The organism is Pseudomonas sp. GW458-11-26-14-LB4 (genome assembly GCF_059423925.1).
This window is the reverse complement of sequence record NZ_JBWKYU010000016.1, coordinates 41,970-56,894: the sequence shown is the minus strand read 5'-3', so window position 1 is coordinate 56,894 and position 14,925 is coordinate 41,970. Positions and strand designations below refer to the sequence as shown.

Here is a 14,925-nt window from a genome sequence, read left to right as displayed (position 1 = left end):
GTCCTCCATTCGGTTGCCCGTCCTGACGGCCAGCGAAGTCTGGATCCCTCAGTTCAAGGAGATACACATGAAGCGTTCTGTACTGTTAGGTCTGTTCGTTACTGCCTCGATGATGGCTTCCACTTCGTTCGCTGCCGACAAGCCCGCTGACCTGTGTGATGCCAATCTGCAAACCATCAACAACGCCAAGGCGCAGGCAATGGCCTCACCCGACCTGAATCAACGGGTAGAAGCCAGCGTGCAAAAAGCCCAGGCACTCAAGGCCCAGGGCAAGATCGACGAATGCGTGGCTGAAACCCAGCAAACCATTCTGGAAATCCGCAAAACCAGCGGAACCAACAACTGATCGAAGCTCAGGCCAACCTTCGGGTTGGCCTTGTCAGCCGTTTGGCGTACACTGCGCAGGCTTGTTGCTCATAAGCCACACAGAGCGCCAGGCTCGGGGCCGTTTAGGATTCGACGCCGGTTGCGAAACTCTAGGTGCATGCCGACTTGGTAACAGAAGTCGTAAATCCACTGTTGCAACTACTTATAGTTGCCAATGACGACCAATACGGTGCTGCTCTCGCTGCTTAATTGCAGCTGACATGCACTCCTGGTACCTTCGGGTCCAGCAATCATCAGGGGATGTCTGTAAACCCAAAATGATTGTCATATAGAACAGAATCGCCGTGCAGTACGTTGTGGACGAAGCGGCTAAAACTTACACAACTCGCCCAAAGCACCCTGCCCGTCGGGTCGCTGAGGGTTAACTTAATAGACACGGCTACGCATGTAGTACCGACAGCGGAGTACTGGCGGACGGGGGTTCAAATCCCCCCGGCTCCACCAACTCTCAACGACAAGGCCCGCCCAGTGCGGGCCTTGTCGCATCTGGAGATTTATCCCGGGAGACCTCATGCACCAGGCACTGCTGATCATCGACGTCCAACCCAGCTTCTCCCCGCCGCAATGGCTGATCGACGGCATTCAATCCCTGATCGGCAAACTGCCCAGCGTCGCCACGGTCGAGCGTCATGATGAAACCCGCACACCGTTCCAGCGTCAGCTCGGCTGGCACCCGGCGGCGGACGATGACAGCCTGATCGCCGCAGACCGCATCTTCATCAAATACGGCTACGCGCCCTCCCCGGACACAATCGGATACCTGAAAAGCCTGAATTTGGATCGCGTACTGGTCTGCGGCCTGCAAACCGAAACCTGCTGCCTAGCTGCCGGCTTTTCGCTGTTCGATGGTGGGTTGCAGCCGACGTTGCTCACGGATCTGACGGTGGGCTCGTCGCTGGATCGCTCGGGCGGGCTGGGTGTGCGGTTATGGGAACATCACTTCAAGCACACGCTGACGTCGAGTGAACTTCGCTCCTGTCTGTAGGCGTCCTAGGAAATTTCCCGCAGCACGCGTCTATTTTCACGTACTGGTTCAAGATGCTTCCGGGCGCGGTGGCTTTTAACCTTGACTTGAGACCGACTAATGGGTGTCCACTTTTCCATCGTCCCCTTTTCCATTTTTTCAATCAGAAGACCGTGTCAGGCTAGCGACGAATGCTCTGATCTAGGTATGGTTCCATCCCGTCAAAATCTGCAGGGAAGCATCGATGTTCTGGAAGAAAGACAAATCAATCCGTGTCGAATTGATCACACCCATCACGCTCGTCAACGCTCCTCCCCTAGCCACACAGAGCTCAGCAGTATCCGAGCAAGTACCTAGCGTTAAAAAGCTCGAAACCAACGTCGATTTGGCGTTCAAGCTAATCAACTATGCGGCGCTGGGCCTCCAAGCAGCACTTGTGGTGTATGGCTACTCTTTGTTGGTTGGCTACTACAACAGCTTTGGAATCGATACCAACGAGATTGGATTGAGTACGCCCAGTCTGCTTCTATTCGGCTACATCAGCTTGTTTTCCGGCGCCTTGGAAGCCGCGAATTACGTCCCCATCATCGGCCCAGGCATTCTCGCGTTTTGCTTCATTTTGGTAGCGGGCGCCTTCATCGGAGCCGTGGTGAAGAACGCGAAACGAGACACAAAAATTGTTCTAGCCTGCTGGGTTGGGTTTCTTTTGTTCATAGCCTTTTTTACGCCGGCTATAGGTGTTCAACAGGGCATAAAGATGGGTAAGGCTGATACTAAGGGGTTTACTCAACAGGAACTTATCAAGGGGTTCGACAAGCAGCACACCTTGACAACCAACAAGGACGCCAAGCTTACAGGCACCCTCATTTTGGCTGACAGCAAGAATACGTTTCTACTGGTAGACAAAACCGTATACAAGGTGGAAAACAGGAGCGGCCGCGTGCTGAGAGAAACGCTGCTGACTTCGAAGCCGGGGTTACCTCAATAATGCCCAGTGACCTCTCAATGAGCCCATACAAAAACTCAGATGGGAGTCAGCGATAAGGGGCTGATCGAGCATTAATGAGGCAGGGTGTATCCCCTCTTGTATCCTGGACATCACGAGTAGTCACTAAGACCAATATTTAAACGGTTCTACGATACGAGTTCAATTGACCCCGGCTCAATAAGGCCCACCCAGTGCGGGCCTTGTCGCTTCTGCAGTTCTGCATCCGGATGAGACTTGCAACCACCGTCCTAGGAAAATTCCCGCAACCCGCGTCGACTTTCATGAACTGGTTCAAGATGCTTCCAAACGCTAGTCTTCGCGCTCCGCTGCAACCCGGCAGATGGTTTACCAAAGGGATTCGCCGGGAGCCTGAAACCATGGAGCCTCGTCATGAAAAAAGACACCCCAAGCCTGCCTGATCAAACACCGCCTCACGAAACCGAATCGAAAGAACCGGCTGTGCTTGCCCAGCCTCAGGAGTACGTGAGAAAGCCGCGTCGCACCCTGCCTTTCAACGAGATTTTCTCCGTGCGCACCGACGTGGATACGGCCACTCTGCTGACCCATGCCTGCGAAACCCTGGCGGCGCTCAACATGATGACGGCGAACATCGCCGATGATTTCACAAGTTCTCAGCGCAGCCGGTTGCTGGCGATCCGGCAGCTGTCGATCATGACTGAAATGCTGGTCAATCGGGCCGTGGAGAACCTTGATCCGGTGAATCTGGTGCCCCGTACGACGGCGCCTGTCGTGCACTGAAAAACGACCGCTCGTCGATGACGCAAGTCGTTCATCGACATGAACTTTTCTTCACCCCGGCGGCGGTGATGGCCGTGTACATTGGCCTCGCTCATTCAAGAAACTACGGTTCGCCCGCGCTCCTGCGGGCTTTTTTTCGCCTGCGTTTTGCCTGGCAGGCGATAGACGCAGGTGTCTTGCTCGCCGTGCCGTTCCGATTGCCGGGCCCCTGGGTGGATCCTGATCAACACAAACCCGACAGCCTCGGCCAGACGCCGGCTTCGCGCATTGGCAGAGGACGCCGTCAGGTAAAAGGTGAATTCAGGAAGGTTGTTGAGCAGGTGCGTGAGGGCGGCGCGCATGTAGCCCTTGCCCGATTGCTCGGTGTTGGCCCAATAACCCACGACGTAGCGGTTGCGCGAGCGGGGCTTGAGTCCGATGCAACCGATCAGCGCTTGCCCGTCCTCGGTCACGATCAGCCATCGTCGCTCGCCGGTTTCACTGTTGAACTCTTTTTGGGCCTTCAGCAGAAACTCGAGCGCCTGCTCCGCGTTGGTGTACTTACGCGGCCAAGGCAGAAATTCCGAATGATCGAGGTAACTGGCGTTCAGCGCCTGCTGAAACAACGAGTAAAACGCCGGATCCGCCGGTATCAGTCGCAGCGACTGCTCCCCCGCCTTGAATGCCCATTCCATCATGTCCTCCTTGAACGACGCATCTCATAACCGGATGTGAAGTGAATCAGGGAAATTTATAGTGCTCTGCGTTCGGCGATCCAGTTGTGTTTTCCGTCCGGCCGGACAATTCTGTCAATCATTCCCTGCTTCCGGAGCACCCGATGCCGCTGCTGACCCTGCCCTGTCAACGCCTGACGCTCGCGGTACTCGACCCGGATCAAGCGGCGCTGGAAAGCGCGTTCTACCAGCGCAATCAACGTCACCTCGCGCCGTGGTCGCCGATCCGTACCACCGATTATTTCTCCACGGAACAGATCCGCCGGCGCCTTGAAATACAGGCCAGTGCCTTCGAAGCCGGGCTGGCGGTGCATATGGCGTTGCTGACCCCGGATGGTGAGCAGATGATCGGCGCCTGCAATTTCAGCGGGATCATTCGCGGTGCGTTTCAGGCGTGCTATCTGGGTTATCACATCGACGAGGCGCATCAGGGCAAGGGGTTGATGCAGGAAGCGCTGGAAGCAGCCATCGCCTACATGTTCGACACCCAGAACCTGCACCGGATCATGGCCAACTACATTCCCGGCAATGAACGCAGCGCCCGGTTGCTTGAGCGTCTCGGGTTCGAGCGTGAGGGCTACGCCAAGGCCTATCTGAATATCGCCGGGCGCTGGCAGGATCATGTGCTGACGGCGCGGGTCAATCCGCGTTTTGAAGCGCCGGAGCAACGCTGGTCGCGGCCGCTGTCGTGACGTTCACAATTTATTAAGGATTGGCCGCGTAAGCTCGGGTTTCCGCTCACTTCCGGTTGCCTGAACCCATGTCGCGTGCCGCCTCTTCCCTGCTTCTGCTTGCCGCTCTGCTGTTCTTTTTCGCCCTCGGCAGCCATCAACTGCAAGGTTCCACCGAGGCCCGGGTTGCGGGCATTGCGATGGAAATGCACCTGGACAACGACTGGGTGACACCGCGTCTGTTCGGTGAGCCCTTCCTGGAAAAACCGCCCCTGAGCCTGTGGCTGGACGCCGGCGCCCTGCGCGTTTTCGGCGTCTCGCCCTGGGCGGTGCGACTGGCGTCGGCGGTGGCCGGGTTGCTCAGCGTGATGCTGCTGTATGCAATGCTGCGTCGCTTCGATCGCCCGAAGGCCATCGCCTGGACGGCGGGAATTCTGCTGGCGACCATGGCCAGTTACTGGAGCAACGTACGCGGCGTCGGCGAGGATGCGTTGCTCGCCCTCGGCGTGACCACGGCACTGTTGGCGTTCTTTCAGGCGCAGCGAGCATCGAACCCGGGCAGTTCGTTGCTGTTTGTGGTCGGGATTGCGATTGCCACGCTGAGCAAAGGCGTGCTCGGGTTGGCGATGCCGGGCGTGGTGATTTTCGCTTTTCTGCTGGCCGACAACCTGATGGACAAGCGCTTCAAGCTGACGGACTGGCTGCGTCCGGGTTTGCTGACCCTGGTCGGCCTGATCCCGCTGATGATCTGGCTCGCCGTGCTCTATCAGCGTGGCGGCGTCCAGGCGGTCAGCGAAGTGTTGCTGACCAACAGCGTTGGACGTTTCAGCGGATCGTTCGTCGAAGCCGGGCACTACGAGCCGTTCTACTATTACCTTGCCAAGCTGCCGCAGGCGTTCCTACCTTGGAACATTCTGGTGTACCTGGGCCTGTGGCATTTTCGCAAGGAGCTGAAGGCCAACCGTTACCTGCTGTTTTTCAGCCTGTGGATCATCGCGCAGTTCATCCTGCTGACCCTGGCCTCGAGCAAACGCACGGTGTACCTGATGTCGATGACACCCGCAGCGGCAGTGATCGCAGCGGAATATGCGGGCGTGTTGTTCGACAGGTTGAAGGATCACAAGAATGGTTTTGTCGGACGAATCGCCCGTCATCGTCAGACACTGGCGGCGGGGATACTGACGGTTGTCATCGCCAGCTATTTAGGCGCCGCGCAATGGGCACTGCCGAACGCCGATAAACACCTGTCGTTCCTGCCGCTGACCGAACACATTCAAGCCCTGCAGGCGAGCGGCAATCAGGTCGCGTTGTTTCAAGCCAACGAACGGGTCGGCGGCGCCAGCGTGTTCTATACCCAGAGCGTCCTCAAGGGCCTGGACACCGACGCGCAGCTACGGGACTTTCTCAGTGCATCGCCATCGAACATCGCCGTGATGTCGGGAGACAGCGAACCCGCCGCCCCGCTGAAAGTCCACAAGACCATGATGGTTGGGCGCCAGGCGTATTACTTCGTGGGCTACTGAAGCCACCACAGCACAAACGAAAAACCCGCCGGTGATGGCGGGTTTTTCATTTCAGCGGCGAGGACTCAGAGAGAAACCTCAGGCTGTGCGCCGAACACCTTCCGCTCACGCTTGCTCAATACCGGCAATTCCAGACTAGCCCGTCCGTAGAACGCCAGCGCCGTCAGCAAACACGCCAGCCACACGAAGATGCCGGCCCAGAACGTGTGGGACATGTAGTGCCAGCCCTGTAGGACACGCGTGGTGCCATAAACAAAACCGAGCAGCAGCGAGCCCCACAACAACGCGCTGGAGAAACGCCACTGATAACGACGCGCCACGAAATACAGCGCCAGCATGGTGAAGCCACCGGAGGCATGGCCACCCGGCCAGCAACGCCCTTCACCCGCTTCGTGGAACAGCTGGAAATTGTTGTACCACTCGATGTGCGGCATCTTTCCGCCGTACAGCGTGGTTTCGATCGGGCAGTAAACGCTGGTGTGCGACTTGAGGAAATGGATCACCCCGGTGCAGACCGCGAAAGCCACCACCACAAACAGAAAATCCCTACGGTGCTCGGCGGCAAAGCGCAGCACCGGCGCGACTTTACTGCGCTCGAGAAACCCGCCCAGACGCGGATGCCTTTGCGGTTTCACCAGCGGCCAGACCAACGACAACACGGCGCCGATCAAGGCGATTTCAGCGGTCCAGTTCGGAATGATCCGCGCCCACTTGTGGGTCAGTTTTTCAAAGAAGTGAATCTTGTCGAGCGGAAATGTGTGGGTCAGTGGATCGAACAGCAAATTGCTGAAAGCGATGTCGATGTTGGTCATGTCGAACATCAGAAAAACCACGGCTGCGCAGAGCAGCGGGATGCCGAAATTGTAAGCATAAAAGCGTGATTTCATCGGGTGGTCACCGTGCGCCAGTCGGAGGCTTCAATGAAGCCGAGCATTTGTGGGGCCGCCGGGCTGGCGGCGGAAACAAACAGCGATGCGCCGTACCCGAGGGTCGAGGCCGGCACCTTGAGGTCTTTTTCCAGCTGCGCCATGCATTCGCTGTGGGTCACCAGAATCAGGTTGCGTCCCGGGACCTTGTGCGCGAGCGCATCCTGCAACATCCGGCCCTTGCAACTGATCAACCAGTCTTCGCCGGTCGCGGCCTTGTTGAACATGTAGCCGGCGGTCTGCACCGTACGCACCATCGGGCTGTTGTAGACGTCGGCCTTGTCCAGACCCAACTGCTCGAACTGCGCGCCGACGCTCACCGCGACACTGCGCGAGCGATCGGTGATGCCATCGTGGCCGCTCAGGCACGGGGCTTTCGAGTGGTCGCAGCGCTCGACGTGACGCACCAGCACGATGATGTCGCCTTTGCTCCAACCGTCCTTCAGCGCCTGCGCGCCGGCCACATTGCCGTGGGCAAGGTCCGGCACCGCCGCCGGGGCGAGCAGCCACAGGGTCAGCGGAATGACCAGCACCGAGGCCGCCAAGACCACCCAGGTGTTTCGAAAACGGGTCAGACCGCTCAGATCAATCGAGCGCTTGACGCCGAACAGACTCAGTCGCAATTCCACAAAAAGCCGCCATCAGGTGTCATTCGATGCGGCGAGGTTAGAGAGCACGGCGTGGGCAGGCAGTGAAACCCATGTGAAAAAAGTCTTGTGAGTGCCTGTTACAAATTCCGTAGGACAAAAACCTTTCAGCTCTCGGATTTGCGGCCGATACAGTCCTGCTTACACCCTTGCTGGCGCAAAAAAACAACAATCTTCCAGCCTGACCGACGATCAAGACGCACAACGTTTTTCTGGAGGATTTTTGATGAATAGCTGGTTCGGCAACATCAGCGTGAACCTGAAACTGGGGCTCGGATTCGGCCTCGTCCTGGCCCTGACCTGCATCCTGGCGCTCACCGGCTGGACCAGCCTGGGCGGCCTGATTGACCGCAGCAACTGGATGAGCGACATCACCCAGCTCAACGCTGGCCTGACCAAACTGCGCGTGGTGCGCCTGCAATACATGCTGACCAACGGCGACGAAACCGCCGCGCAGAACGTGCAGACCACCCTCGACGGTTTCGCCGCCCAACAGCAGAAGCTGATCAGCAGCTTCAAGAGCCCGGAAAACGTCAAACTGCTCAAGGAGCAGGCGGCGACCATCGCCGAGTACCAGACTTCGCTCAACAAGATGCGTAACGCCTACCGCACCGGCAACACGGCGCGCGACTCGATGGCCACCAGTGCCGCGACGGCCTACGGCCTGATCGAAGCGCTGAGCAACCGCGTCCAGCAAATGCCGCTGAGCGATGAGCGTTTCGAGCAGTTCCAGGCCGTCACCGCCGCCAAGGAAGCGTTCATCCTGGCGCGCTACGAAGTGCGTGGCTATACCGCCACCGCCAACGCCGAGACCGAGCAGAAAGCCGTCGGCCAACTGGACGTGGCCATCGCCAGCCTCAAGCCACTGAACGTGCATTTCGCCAGCTCGCAGCAGGACGCCCTGCGTCAGCTGGAAACCGCACTGACCAACTACCGCAGCGCCTTGCAGGCCTTCAAGAACGCCAACACCGATGCGGTGCAGGCGCGCAAGGAAATGACCGATCAGGGCACGACCATCGTGAGCCTGAGCGAGCAGCTGTATCAGATCCAGCTCGATCGCCGTGACGCCGAAAGCGCCCAGGCCCGCACCCTGCAACTGATCAGCACCCTGCTGGCGTTGCTGGTCGGCATCATCGCTGCCTTCATCATCACCCGTCAGATCACCCGCCCGCTGCAGGAAACCATGGCTGTGGTCGACCGCATCGCCAGCGGCGACCTGAGCCAGAACGTGATCGTCACCCGCCGCGACGAACTCGGCGTGCTGCAACAAGGCATCGCGCGTATGGGCGTGACCCTGCGCGACCTGATCAGCGGCATCCGCGACGGCGTCACCCAGATCGCCAGCGCCGCCGAAGAACTGTCGGCCGTGACCGAACAGACCAGCGCGGGCGTGAACAGCCAGAAGGTCGAGACCGATCAGGTCGCCACCGCCATGCACGAAATGACTGCCACCGTGCAGGAAGTCGCGCGCAATGCCGAAGAAGCCTCGCAAGCCGCAGCCGCCGCTGACGGCGAAGCCCGTGAAGGCGACAAAGTGGTGAACGAAGCCATCGCCCAGATCGAGCGTCTGGCCAGCGAAGTGGTGCGTTCCACCGAAGCCATGAGCGTGCTGCAACAGGAAAGCGACAAGATCGGCAGCGTCATGGACGTGATCAAGGCTGTGGCCGAACAGACCAACCTGCTGGCCCTCAACGCTGCCATCGAAGCCGCCCGTGCCGGTGAAGCCGGTCGCGGTTTTGCCGTGGTTGCCGACGAAGTCCGTGGCCTGGCCCAGCGCACGCAGAAATCCACCGAGGAAATCGAAGGCCTGGTGGCCGGTCTGCAGAACGGCACTCAGCAAGTTGCCGCCGTGATGAACAACAGCCGCGCCCTGACCGACAGCAGCGTCGCCCTGACCCGCAAGGCCGGCGACTCCCTGGAAAACATCACCCGCACGGTGTCGAACATCCAGTCGATGAACCAGCAGATCGCCGCAGCCGCCGAACAGCAAAGCGCCGTGGCCGAAGAAATCAGCCGCAGCATCATCAACGTCCGCGACGTGTCGGAACAGACCGCTGCGGCGAGTGATGAGACCGCCAAGTCCAGCGTTGAACTGGCGCGGTTGGGTGGGCAGTTGCAGCAGATGGTGAGCCACTTCCGCGTGTAAACCCTGCACACGAAAGCCGACATACAAAGAAGGGCAGCTGAAAAGCTGCCCTTCTTTTTTGCCCTGAAATTGCCAACTTCAGGAAGTGGATGACGCGCTCTGAAACGCAATTACACACGGTTGGTCAGGGGTGTTTAAGGACACGCCGTGAAACGTCCCGAAGCCCACAAAACCTTGCGCCGTTGCCTACGGCTACGCCAGAATCCGCCGGCTTGTGCGCCTTGGGCTGGCTGCGTAATTTGATTGCGTCACTGATTTCCAGTGATCGAACTTAGCGGTTCGGCATGCGTTCACGGTTGTACACGTCCGATCCAGTCAGGCATTCGCCTGCACTTGATGGTGGCTGTGCGCATGGCATCTTCGGATGCGCCGGGTTGTGATGCTTACCGGGCCGCTAACTTGCGCACAGCTGCCTCCCTTTTGCTCAGCGGCGAAATGGGCGCAGCCTCATCAGAGGTAAGCATCTATGTTCAAGGTAACGCCAAACCCGCCACTCACCGAACCCACAACCCTCCCGGATCCAACATCCCCCTACGAATGTCCCGGCTCGAAACGTTTCAATGAAGCCGCCGAACGCGCCCTCGATTATCACCTGGGCCCACTCAGCGCCCACATCATGGCCGCGCCCTACAAACCCAACACCCTCTACCAGGCTCACCCCGAAGCCGACACCGAATCTCTGTTGGTGGACGCCAGCGAATCCCTCGGCTCCGCCACCGTCATGCTCAACAATCATGTGGCAATGGTCGAGGGCAGCCACCGCAAGACCCTGCAAGGCATCGCCCAAATCGTGATGATCGCCGAACTGGCCGTTAACCGTGCGCTGGACAAGGTCGTGCCGACGGATTGATGCGGAGATGGCGAGTGCGGTGCACTCGCCGCTTCTTATTGATCGTTCAATGACAAAGCCCGCAGGAAGCGGGCTTTGTCACAGAGACTTAAGGCTTGTCTCGCTCAAATTCTCCAAGGGTTGATCACCTCAACCCCCAACGTCGCGCAAGCGTCAGCCATTTACTTTATTCGCGGATTCAAATTACCTTTCAGAGCGCTCATCCGCCCCCGGCGGCCTCGATCAAGAGGATTCGGTCATGCAATCGCTCGGCTTCACCTCCGTCCCACCGCTGCTCAAGTACCTGCGCCATGCCGAACATCTGGGCCTGGCCATCGAGCCTGCGTTGGCGGCGGCCGGGTTGCAGGCGCAGCAGTTGAGCGACAACAGTCTGCGCTTGCCGGGGGAAACCCATGAGCGGTTGCTCGATTACTTTTGCGAACACTCGGGCGATCCGCTGTTCGGCCTCAACGCCGCGAATTTCGTGCTGCCCAACTCCTGGAGCGTGCTCGGCTACATCACCATGAACTGCGCGACATTGGGCGACGCCATGAGCCGCATCATGCCGTTCGAAAAACTGGTGGGCGACATGGGTGTCAGCCGCGCCGAGGTGCACGACAGCCATGTGCACCTGATCTGGAGCTGCCGCTTTGAGCGCCCGCGGATTCGCCGGCATCTGGTGGAAAACGTGCTCGGCTCCTGGCTGCAATACGCGCGCTGGATCGCCGATACCCGACTGTCGCCGGCCGCCGTGTGGCTGGAACACTCGATCCCGGCGGACACGACGCTGGCGCAGTACGAACAGTTTTTCGAATGCCCGGTGCTGTTCGATCAGCCGTATTCTGCGCTGGTCGTGCCGTTGCCTTATTTGCAGTTGCCGTTGCGCCAGGCCGATGCGCATTTGCTGCGCACCCTGGAAGAACACGCTCAGAGTTTGATGGCGACGCTGGAGGATGCGTCGCTGGAACAGCGGGTGAAAGGCATTCTGCGCCAGTTGCTCAAGGAAGGCCTGCCGCGCAAGGAACAGGTGGCCGAACATCTCGCCGTCTCCGTGCGCACGCTGCAACGCCAGTTGCATCAGGCCGGCACGTCGTATCAGCAGATCCTCGATGAACTGCGCCAGGAACTGGCCGAGCATTACCTGCTCAACAGCACCCTGCCGATTCAGGACATCGCCCAGTATCTGGGCTTCAGCGAATCACGCTCCTTTCACCGCGCCTTCAAGAGCCGACGCGGCATGCCGCCCGGTGAGTTTCGGCAGACTCACCGGGTTAGTGGTGGTGGCGAGTAAGAGTACGGCTCACAGCAGTCCCCTCACCCCAGCCCTCTCCCGGAGGGAGAGGGAGCCGACCGCAATATGCTCATGATCTACGCCGACCTGAAAAAGCTTCTGTGAATCCATAATCGAGAGGGAGCCGACCGCGAAATACTCACGATCTACGCCGAACTGAAAACGCTTCTGTGAATCCATAATCGCCACGATCTTTCAGGTCGATGCATGACGATAGACACCTCGGTCAGTCCCCTCTCCCCTTGGGAGAGGGTTAGGGTGAGGGGGCTTTTGGCTCAGAGGCTGATCGCGTTGGTGAACACCAGGCGATTGCCGAACGGATCGGCGATGGTCATGTCCTGGCTGCCCCACGGCATGGCCTGAATCTGTGGATGCGAAAACTTGTATTCCTTGGCCAGCAACTGCTGCTGAAACGCCTCCAGCTCATCGGTCTCGATCCGCAAGGCCGAACCCGGTGTCGCATCGCCGTGGTGTTCGGACAGATGCAGCACACACTCGCCGCGCGACACTTGCAGGTACAAAGGGAAACCGGGTTCGAAACGATGCTGCCAATCGATCTTGAAGCCGAGGAAGTCGACGTAGAACTCCACGGCTTTGGCTTCATCGAAAATCCGCAGGATCGGGGTGGTTTTGCCGAAGCTCATGGGTTGCTCCCTGACTGATTGGCCCCAGAGTGTAGCCGGGGTGGATGTCAGCAATTCGGCTTGGTGATGGCTTTCTTTAATTGCAATGTGCCATCACCGTGACGCAGTCAGCAAAATTCAACGAAAGCCGTCGCGCAGATCGCCCTGGCGCGCCAGGAACCGCCCTGGTCTCTGGCCGTTGGCCTGACCGTCGCGGTAACTCAACACGCCATTGATCCACACGCCATCAATGCCTTGGGCGGCACGTTGCGGGTCGTTGAAATCCGCCACGTCACGCACGGTCGCCGGGTCGAACAACACCAGATCCGCCCAGTGGCCTTCACGAATCTCGCCCCTTTCCTTCAGGCCGAAACGCGCCGCCGACAGACCGGTCATCTTGTGCACGGCGGTGTGCAACGGAAACAGCCCGACATCGCGACTGAAATGTCCGAGCACCCGTGGGAAAGCGCCCCACAGACGCGGATGGGGGAACGGGTCTTCCGGCAGGCCATCGGAACCGACCATCGACAGCGGATGAGCGAGGATCCGGCGCACATCGTTCTCGTCCATCCCGTAATACACCGCGCCCGCCGGTTGCAGGCGTTTGGCGGCGTCGAGCAATGACAGGTTCCATTCGGCGGCGATGTCCATCAGGTCGCGACCGCCCATTTCCGGATGCGGCGTCGACCAGGTGATGGTGATGCGATGGGCGTCGGTGACCTGCTTCAGATCCAGGGTCGAAGAACTCGCTGCATACGGATAACAATCGCAGCCGACCGGGTGAGTTTTCGCCGCCGCTTCCAGCGAAGCGAGCAACTGCGGACTGCGGCCCCAGTTACCGGCGCCGGCGCATTTGAGGTGGGAAATGATCACTGGCGACTGGGCGTGGCGTCCGATACGGAAAGCCTCGTCCATTGCTTCCAGCACCGGTTCGAATTCACTGCGCAGGTGGGTGGTGTACACCGCGCCAAATGCATTCAATTCTTCGGTCAATTGCATGACTTCATCGGTGGATGCCGAGAACGCACTCGCATACGCCAGACCTGTGGATAACCCAAGGGCGCCCGCCTCCAGACTTTCACGCAACTGCTCGCGCATGCCGGTGATTTCATCGTCGGTGGCGGTGCGAAACAGATCATCAAGATGATTGCTGCGCAGCGCCGTGTGCCCGACCAGTGCCGCGACGTTCAGCGTGGTATTGGCCGCTTCGACCGCCGCCCGGTAATCGCTGAAGCGCGGATAGACGAACGCCGCCGCCGAGCCGAGCAGGTTCATCGGATCCGGCGGATCGCCGCGCAAACTGACCGGCGCCGCGCTGATCCCGCAGTTACCGACAATCACTGTGGTCACGCCCTGGCTGAGCTTGGGCAGCATCTGCGGCTGGCGGATCACCACGGTGTCGTCGTGGGTGTGCACGTCGATGAAACCCGGCGCCAGCACACGGCCGGCGGCGTCGATTTCATCGGTGGCGCGGGCCTCGCTCAAGTCGCCGATGCGCGCGATGCGGCCATCGAGGATCGACACGTCGGCGGTGTAACCGGGGCGGTTGCTGCCGTCGATGACCAGGGCGTTGCGAATCAGGGTGTCGTACAGCATGTCAGTCTCCCAGCGGCAGGTGATCGTCGCCGCCACGGTATTCGTCGAGGGCGAGTTTGATCCGCCGCAGACGTTCTTGATTGTCTTCAGGATTGGCCAGCGCCAGCTCGGTGGCCAGCACGTCGATGGCGAGCAGCATGCCGTAGCGCGCCGCCGTCGGTTTGTAGATGAACGAGGTCTCGGCGCCTTGCAACGGCAGGACGATGTCGGCCAGTTCCGCCAGCGGCGAGTCGGCGCGGGTGATGGCGAGAATCCGTGCGCCGTAGTTGCGCGCCAGCGCTACGGTCTCCAGCAACTCCGGGGTGATGCCGGTCAGCGAACAGACGATCACCACCTGCTCGGCGCTGAGGCTGGCGGCGGTGACGCGCATCATCACCGCGTCGTGGCACACCGCAATCGGGTAGCCGAGGCGCACCAGTCGCACCTGCAATTCGTCGCTGCACAGGGTCGAGCAACCGCCGATGCCGAAGGCGTGGATCATCCGCGCCTGGCCCAGCAGCTTCACCGCATCGGCGAAGCGTGATTCATCGAACGCCGCTAGATGCTGGCGCAGAGTGGTTTCGATATCGCCGACGATCTGCCCGTAAAACGCCGACTGTTCGGGCGTGCCCGCCGGGTCGAGGAAACGGCTGCCGACGCCGCTGGCCTGGGCCAGTTGCAGGCGCAGGTCGCGCAAGTCGCGGCAACCGACCGTGCGGGCAAAACGCGACAGCGTGGCGGTGCTGACTTCGGCCCGCTGCGCCAGCTCTTCGAGGCTGGCGGAGGCGGCAAATCCTACGTCGTCGAGCATCAGACGGGCGATGCGTCCTTCACCAGCGCTGAAGGAATCCTGACGGGCGCGGATCTGATAGAGGATGTCCAT

14 protein-coding genes, 1 other RNA gene and 2 pseudogenes are annotated in these 14,925 nt (G+C 59.8%); 11 read left to right on the top strand and 6 right to left on the bottom strand.

Going from position 1 to position 14,925, the window contains the following annotated elements:
* Positions 1-67 precede the first annotated feature (67 nt).
* From AC07XZ_RS20570 to AC07XZ_RS20550, 5 genes are all read left to right on the top strand, one after another.
* Positions 68-346, top strand: coding sequence for a PA2433 domain-containing protein (locus tag AC07XZ_RS20570; protein WP_102687338.1), 279 nt, complete (start codon positions 68-70; stop codon positions 344-346).
* Between the two features lie 95 nt (positions 347-441).
* Positions 442-831, top strand: a transfer-messenger RNA (tmRNA) gene (ssrA, locus tag AC07XZ_RS20565).
* 67 nt (positions 832-898) lie between these two features.
* Positions 899-1,372: a cysteine hydrolase family protein gene (locus AC07XZ_RS20560; RefSeq protein ID WP_102687337.1), complete on the top strand. Its 474-nt coding sequence runs from the start codon at positions 899-901 to the stop codon at positions 1,370-1,372.
* A gap of 223 nt (positions 1,373-1,595) precedes the next feature.
* Entirely contained in the window at positions 1,596-2,339 is a 744-nt protein-coding gene (locus AC07XZ_RS20555; protein WP_102687336.1) for a hypothetical protein, read from the top strand.
* A gap of 390 nt (positions 2,340-2,729) precedes the next feature.
* On the top strand, positions 2,730-3,098 hold the full coding sequence (locus AC07XZ_RS20550; protein WP_102687335.1) for a DUF6124 family protein: 369 nt from the start codon (positions 2,730-2,732) through the stop codon (positions 3,096-3,098).
* Between the two features lie 95 nt (positions 3,099-3,193).
* Here the strand turns inward: AC07XZ_RS20550 and AC07XZ_RS20545 are convergent, their stop codons facing one another.
* Positions 3,194-3,772 (bottom strand): GNAT family N-acetyltransferase, encoded by a 579-nt coding sequence (locus AC07XZ_RS20545; RefSeq protein ID WP_102687334.1) that lies wholly within the window; start codon positions 3,770-3,772, stop codon positions 3,194-3,196.
* Between the two features lie 143 nt (positions 3,773-3,915).
* Here AC07XZ_RS20545 and rimJ point away from each other — a divergent pair, with 143 nt between their 5' ends.
* Together rimJ and AC07XZ_RS20535 are read left to right on the top strand one after the other, a co-directional pair.
* The gene (rimJ, locus tag AC07XZ_RS20540) at positions 3,916-4,503 is read left to right on the top strand and encodes a ribosomal protein S5-alanine N-acetyltransferase (protein ID WP_102687333.1); all 588 of its coding nucleotides are present in this window, start codon (positions 3,916-3,918) and stop codon (positions 4,501-4,503) included.
* 68 nt (positions 4,504-4,571) lie between these two features.
* The gene (locus AC07XZ_RS20535; RefSeq protein WP_102687332.1) at positions 4,572-6,005 is read left to right on the top strand and encodes an ArnT family glycosyltransferase; all 1,434 of its coding nucleotides are present in this window, start codon (positions 4,572-4,574) and stop codon (positions 6,003-6,005) included.
* 65 nt (positions 6,006-6,070) lie between these two features.
* Here the strand turns inward: AC07XZ_RS20535 and AC07XZ_RS20530 are convergent, their stop codons facing one another.
* Both AC07XZ_RS20530 and pmrG read right to left on the bottom strand, forming a co-directional pair.
* Entirely contained in the window at positions 6,071-6,892 is an 822-nt protein-coding gene (locus AC07XZ_RS20530; RefSeq protein WP_102687331.1) for a phosphatase PAP2 family protein, read from the bottom strand.
* Entirely contained in the window at positions 6,889-7,560 is a 672-nt protein-coding gene (pmrG, locus tag AC07XZ_RS20525; RefSeq protein ID WP_102687330.1) for a lipopolysaccharide core heptose(II)-phosphate phosphatase PmrG, read from the bottom strand. The genes AC07XZ_RS20530 and pmrG overlap by 4 nt, the downstream gene beginning before the upstream one ends.
* A gap of 244 nt (positions 7,561-7,804) precedes the next feature.
* Here pmrG and AC07XZ_RS20520 point away from each other — a divergent pair.
* The 4 genes and pseudogenes from AC07XZ_RS20520 to gliR all read left to right on the top strand — a co-directional run.
* Positions 7,805-8,818: pseudogene (locus AC07XZ_RS20520) on the top strand (methyl-accepting chemotaxis protein); the annotation flags it as partial.
* Between the two features lie 294 nt (positions 8,819-9,112).
* A pseudogene (locus AC07XZ_RS20515) lies at positions 9,113-9,724 on the top strand (methyl-accepting chemotaxis protein); the annotation flags it as partial.
* Positions 9,725-10,190: 466 nt separating this feature from the next.
* Complete coding sequence (locus AC07XZ_RS20510; RefSeq protein WP_085654547.1) at positions 10,191-10,574, top strand: DUF6124 family protein; 384 nt, start codon at positions 10,191-10,193, stop codon at positions 10,572-10,574.
* 238 nt (positions 10,575-10,812) lie between these two features.
* Positions 10,813-11,844, top strand: a complete 1,032-nt coding sequence (gene gliR, locus AC07XZ_RS20505) for an AraC family transcriptional regulator GliR (RefSeq protein ID WP_102687328.1) — start codon at positions 10,813-10,815, stop codon at positions 11,842-11,844.
* Between the two features lie 275 nt (positions 11,845-12,119).
* On the opposite strand, the gene AC07XZ_RS20500 is transcribed toward gliR, so the two are convergent.
* From AC07XZ_RS20500 to AC07XZ_RS20490, 3 genes are all read right to left on the bottom strand, one after another.
* Positions 12,120-12,488, bottom strand: coding sequence for a glyoxalase superfamily protein (locus AC07XZ_RS20500; protein ID WP_011332360.1), 369 nt, complete (start codon positions 12,486-12,488; stop codon positions 12,120-12,122).
* Between the two features lie 117 nt (positions 12,489-12,605).
* On the bottom strand, positions 12,606-14,063 hold the full coding sequence (locus AC07XZ_RS20495) for a D-aminoacylase (protein WP_102687327.1): 1,458 nt from the start codon (positions 14,061-14,063) through the stop codon (positions 12,606-12,608).
* A 1-nt stretch (position 14,064) separates the two neighbouring features.
* A complete protein-coding gene (locus AC07XZ_RS20490; RefSeq protein WP_007953817.1) occupies positions 14,065-14,925 on the bottom strand; it encodes a MurR/RpiR family transcriptional regulator in 861 nt (286 codons plus the stop codon).

Bases quoted from the DNA above. Each gene is read 5' to 3' on its own strand.
- rimJ (WP_102687333.1), top strand. From the start codon at position 3,916: ATGCCGCTGCTGACCCTGCCCTGTCAACGCCTGACGCTCGCGGTACTC.
- gliR (WP_102687328.1), top strand. From the start codon at position 10,813: ATGCAATCGCTCGGCTTCACCTCCGTCCCACCGCTGCTCAAGTACCTG.
- AC07XZ_RS20500 (WP_011332360.1), bottom strand. From the start codon at position 12,488: ATGAGCTTCGGCAAAACCACCCCGATCCTGCGGATTTTCGATGAAGCC.
- AC07XZ_RS20510 (WP_085654547.1), top strand. From the start codon at position 10,191: ATGTTCAAGGTAACGCCAAACCCGCCACTCACCGAACCCACAACCCTC.
- AC07XZ_RS20555 (WP_102687336.1), top strand. From the start codon at position 1,596: ATGTTCTGGAAGAAAGACAAATCAATCCGTGTCGAATTGATCACACCC.
- AC07XZ_RS20535 (WP_102687332.1), top strand. From the start codon at position 4,572: ATGTCGCGTGCCGCCTCTTCCCTGCTTCTGCTTGCCGCTCTGCTGTTC.
- AC07XZ_RS20550 (WP_102687335.1), top strand. From the start codon at position 2,730: ATGAAAAAAGACACCCCAAGCCTGCCTGATCAAACACCGCCTCACGAA.
- AC07XZ_RS20560 (WP_102687337.1), top strand. From the start codon at position 899: ATGCACCAGGCACTGCTGATCATCGACGTCCAACCCAGCTTCTCCCCG.
- AC07XZ_RS20570 (WP_102687338.1), top strand. From the start codon at position 68: ATGAAGCGTTCTGTACTGTTAGGTCTGTTCGTTACTGCCTCGATGATG.
- AC07XZ_RS20530 (WP_102687331.1), bottom strand. From the start codon at position 6,892: ATGAAATCACGCTTTTATGCTTACAATTTCGGCATCCCGCTGCTCTGC.
- AC07XZ_RS20495 (WP_102687327.1), bottom strand. From the start codon at position 14,063: ATGCTGTACGACACCCTGATTCGCAACGCCCTGGTCATCGACGGCAGC.
- AC07XZ_RS20545 (WP_102687334.1), bottom strand. From the start codon at position 3,772: ATGGAATGGGCATTCAAGGCGGGGGAGCAGTCGCTGCGACTGATACCG.
- AC07XZ_RS20490 (WP_007953817.1), bottom strand. From the start codon at position 14,925: ATGGACATCCTCTATCAGATCCGCGCCCGTCAGGATTCCTTCAGCGCT.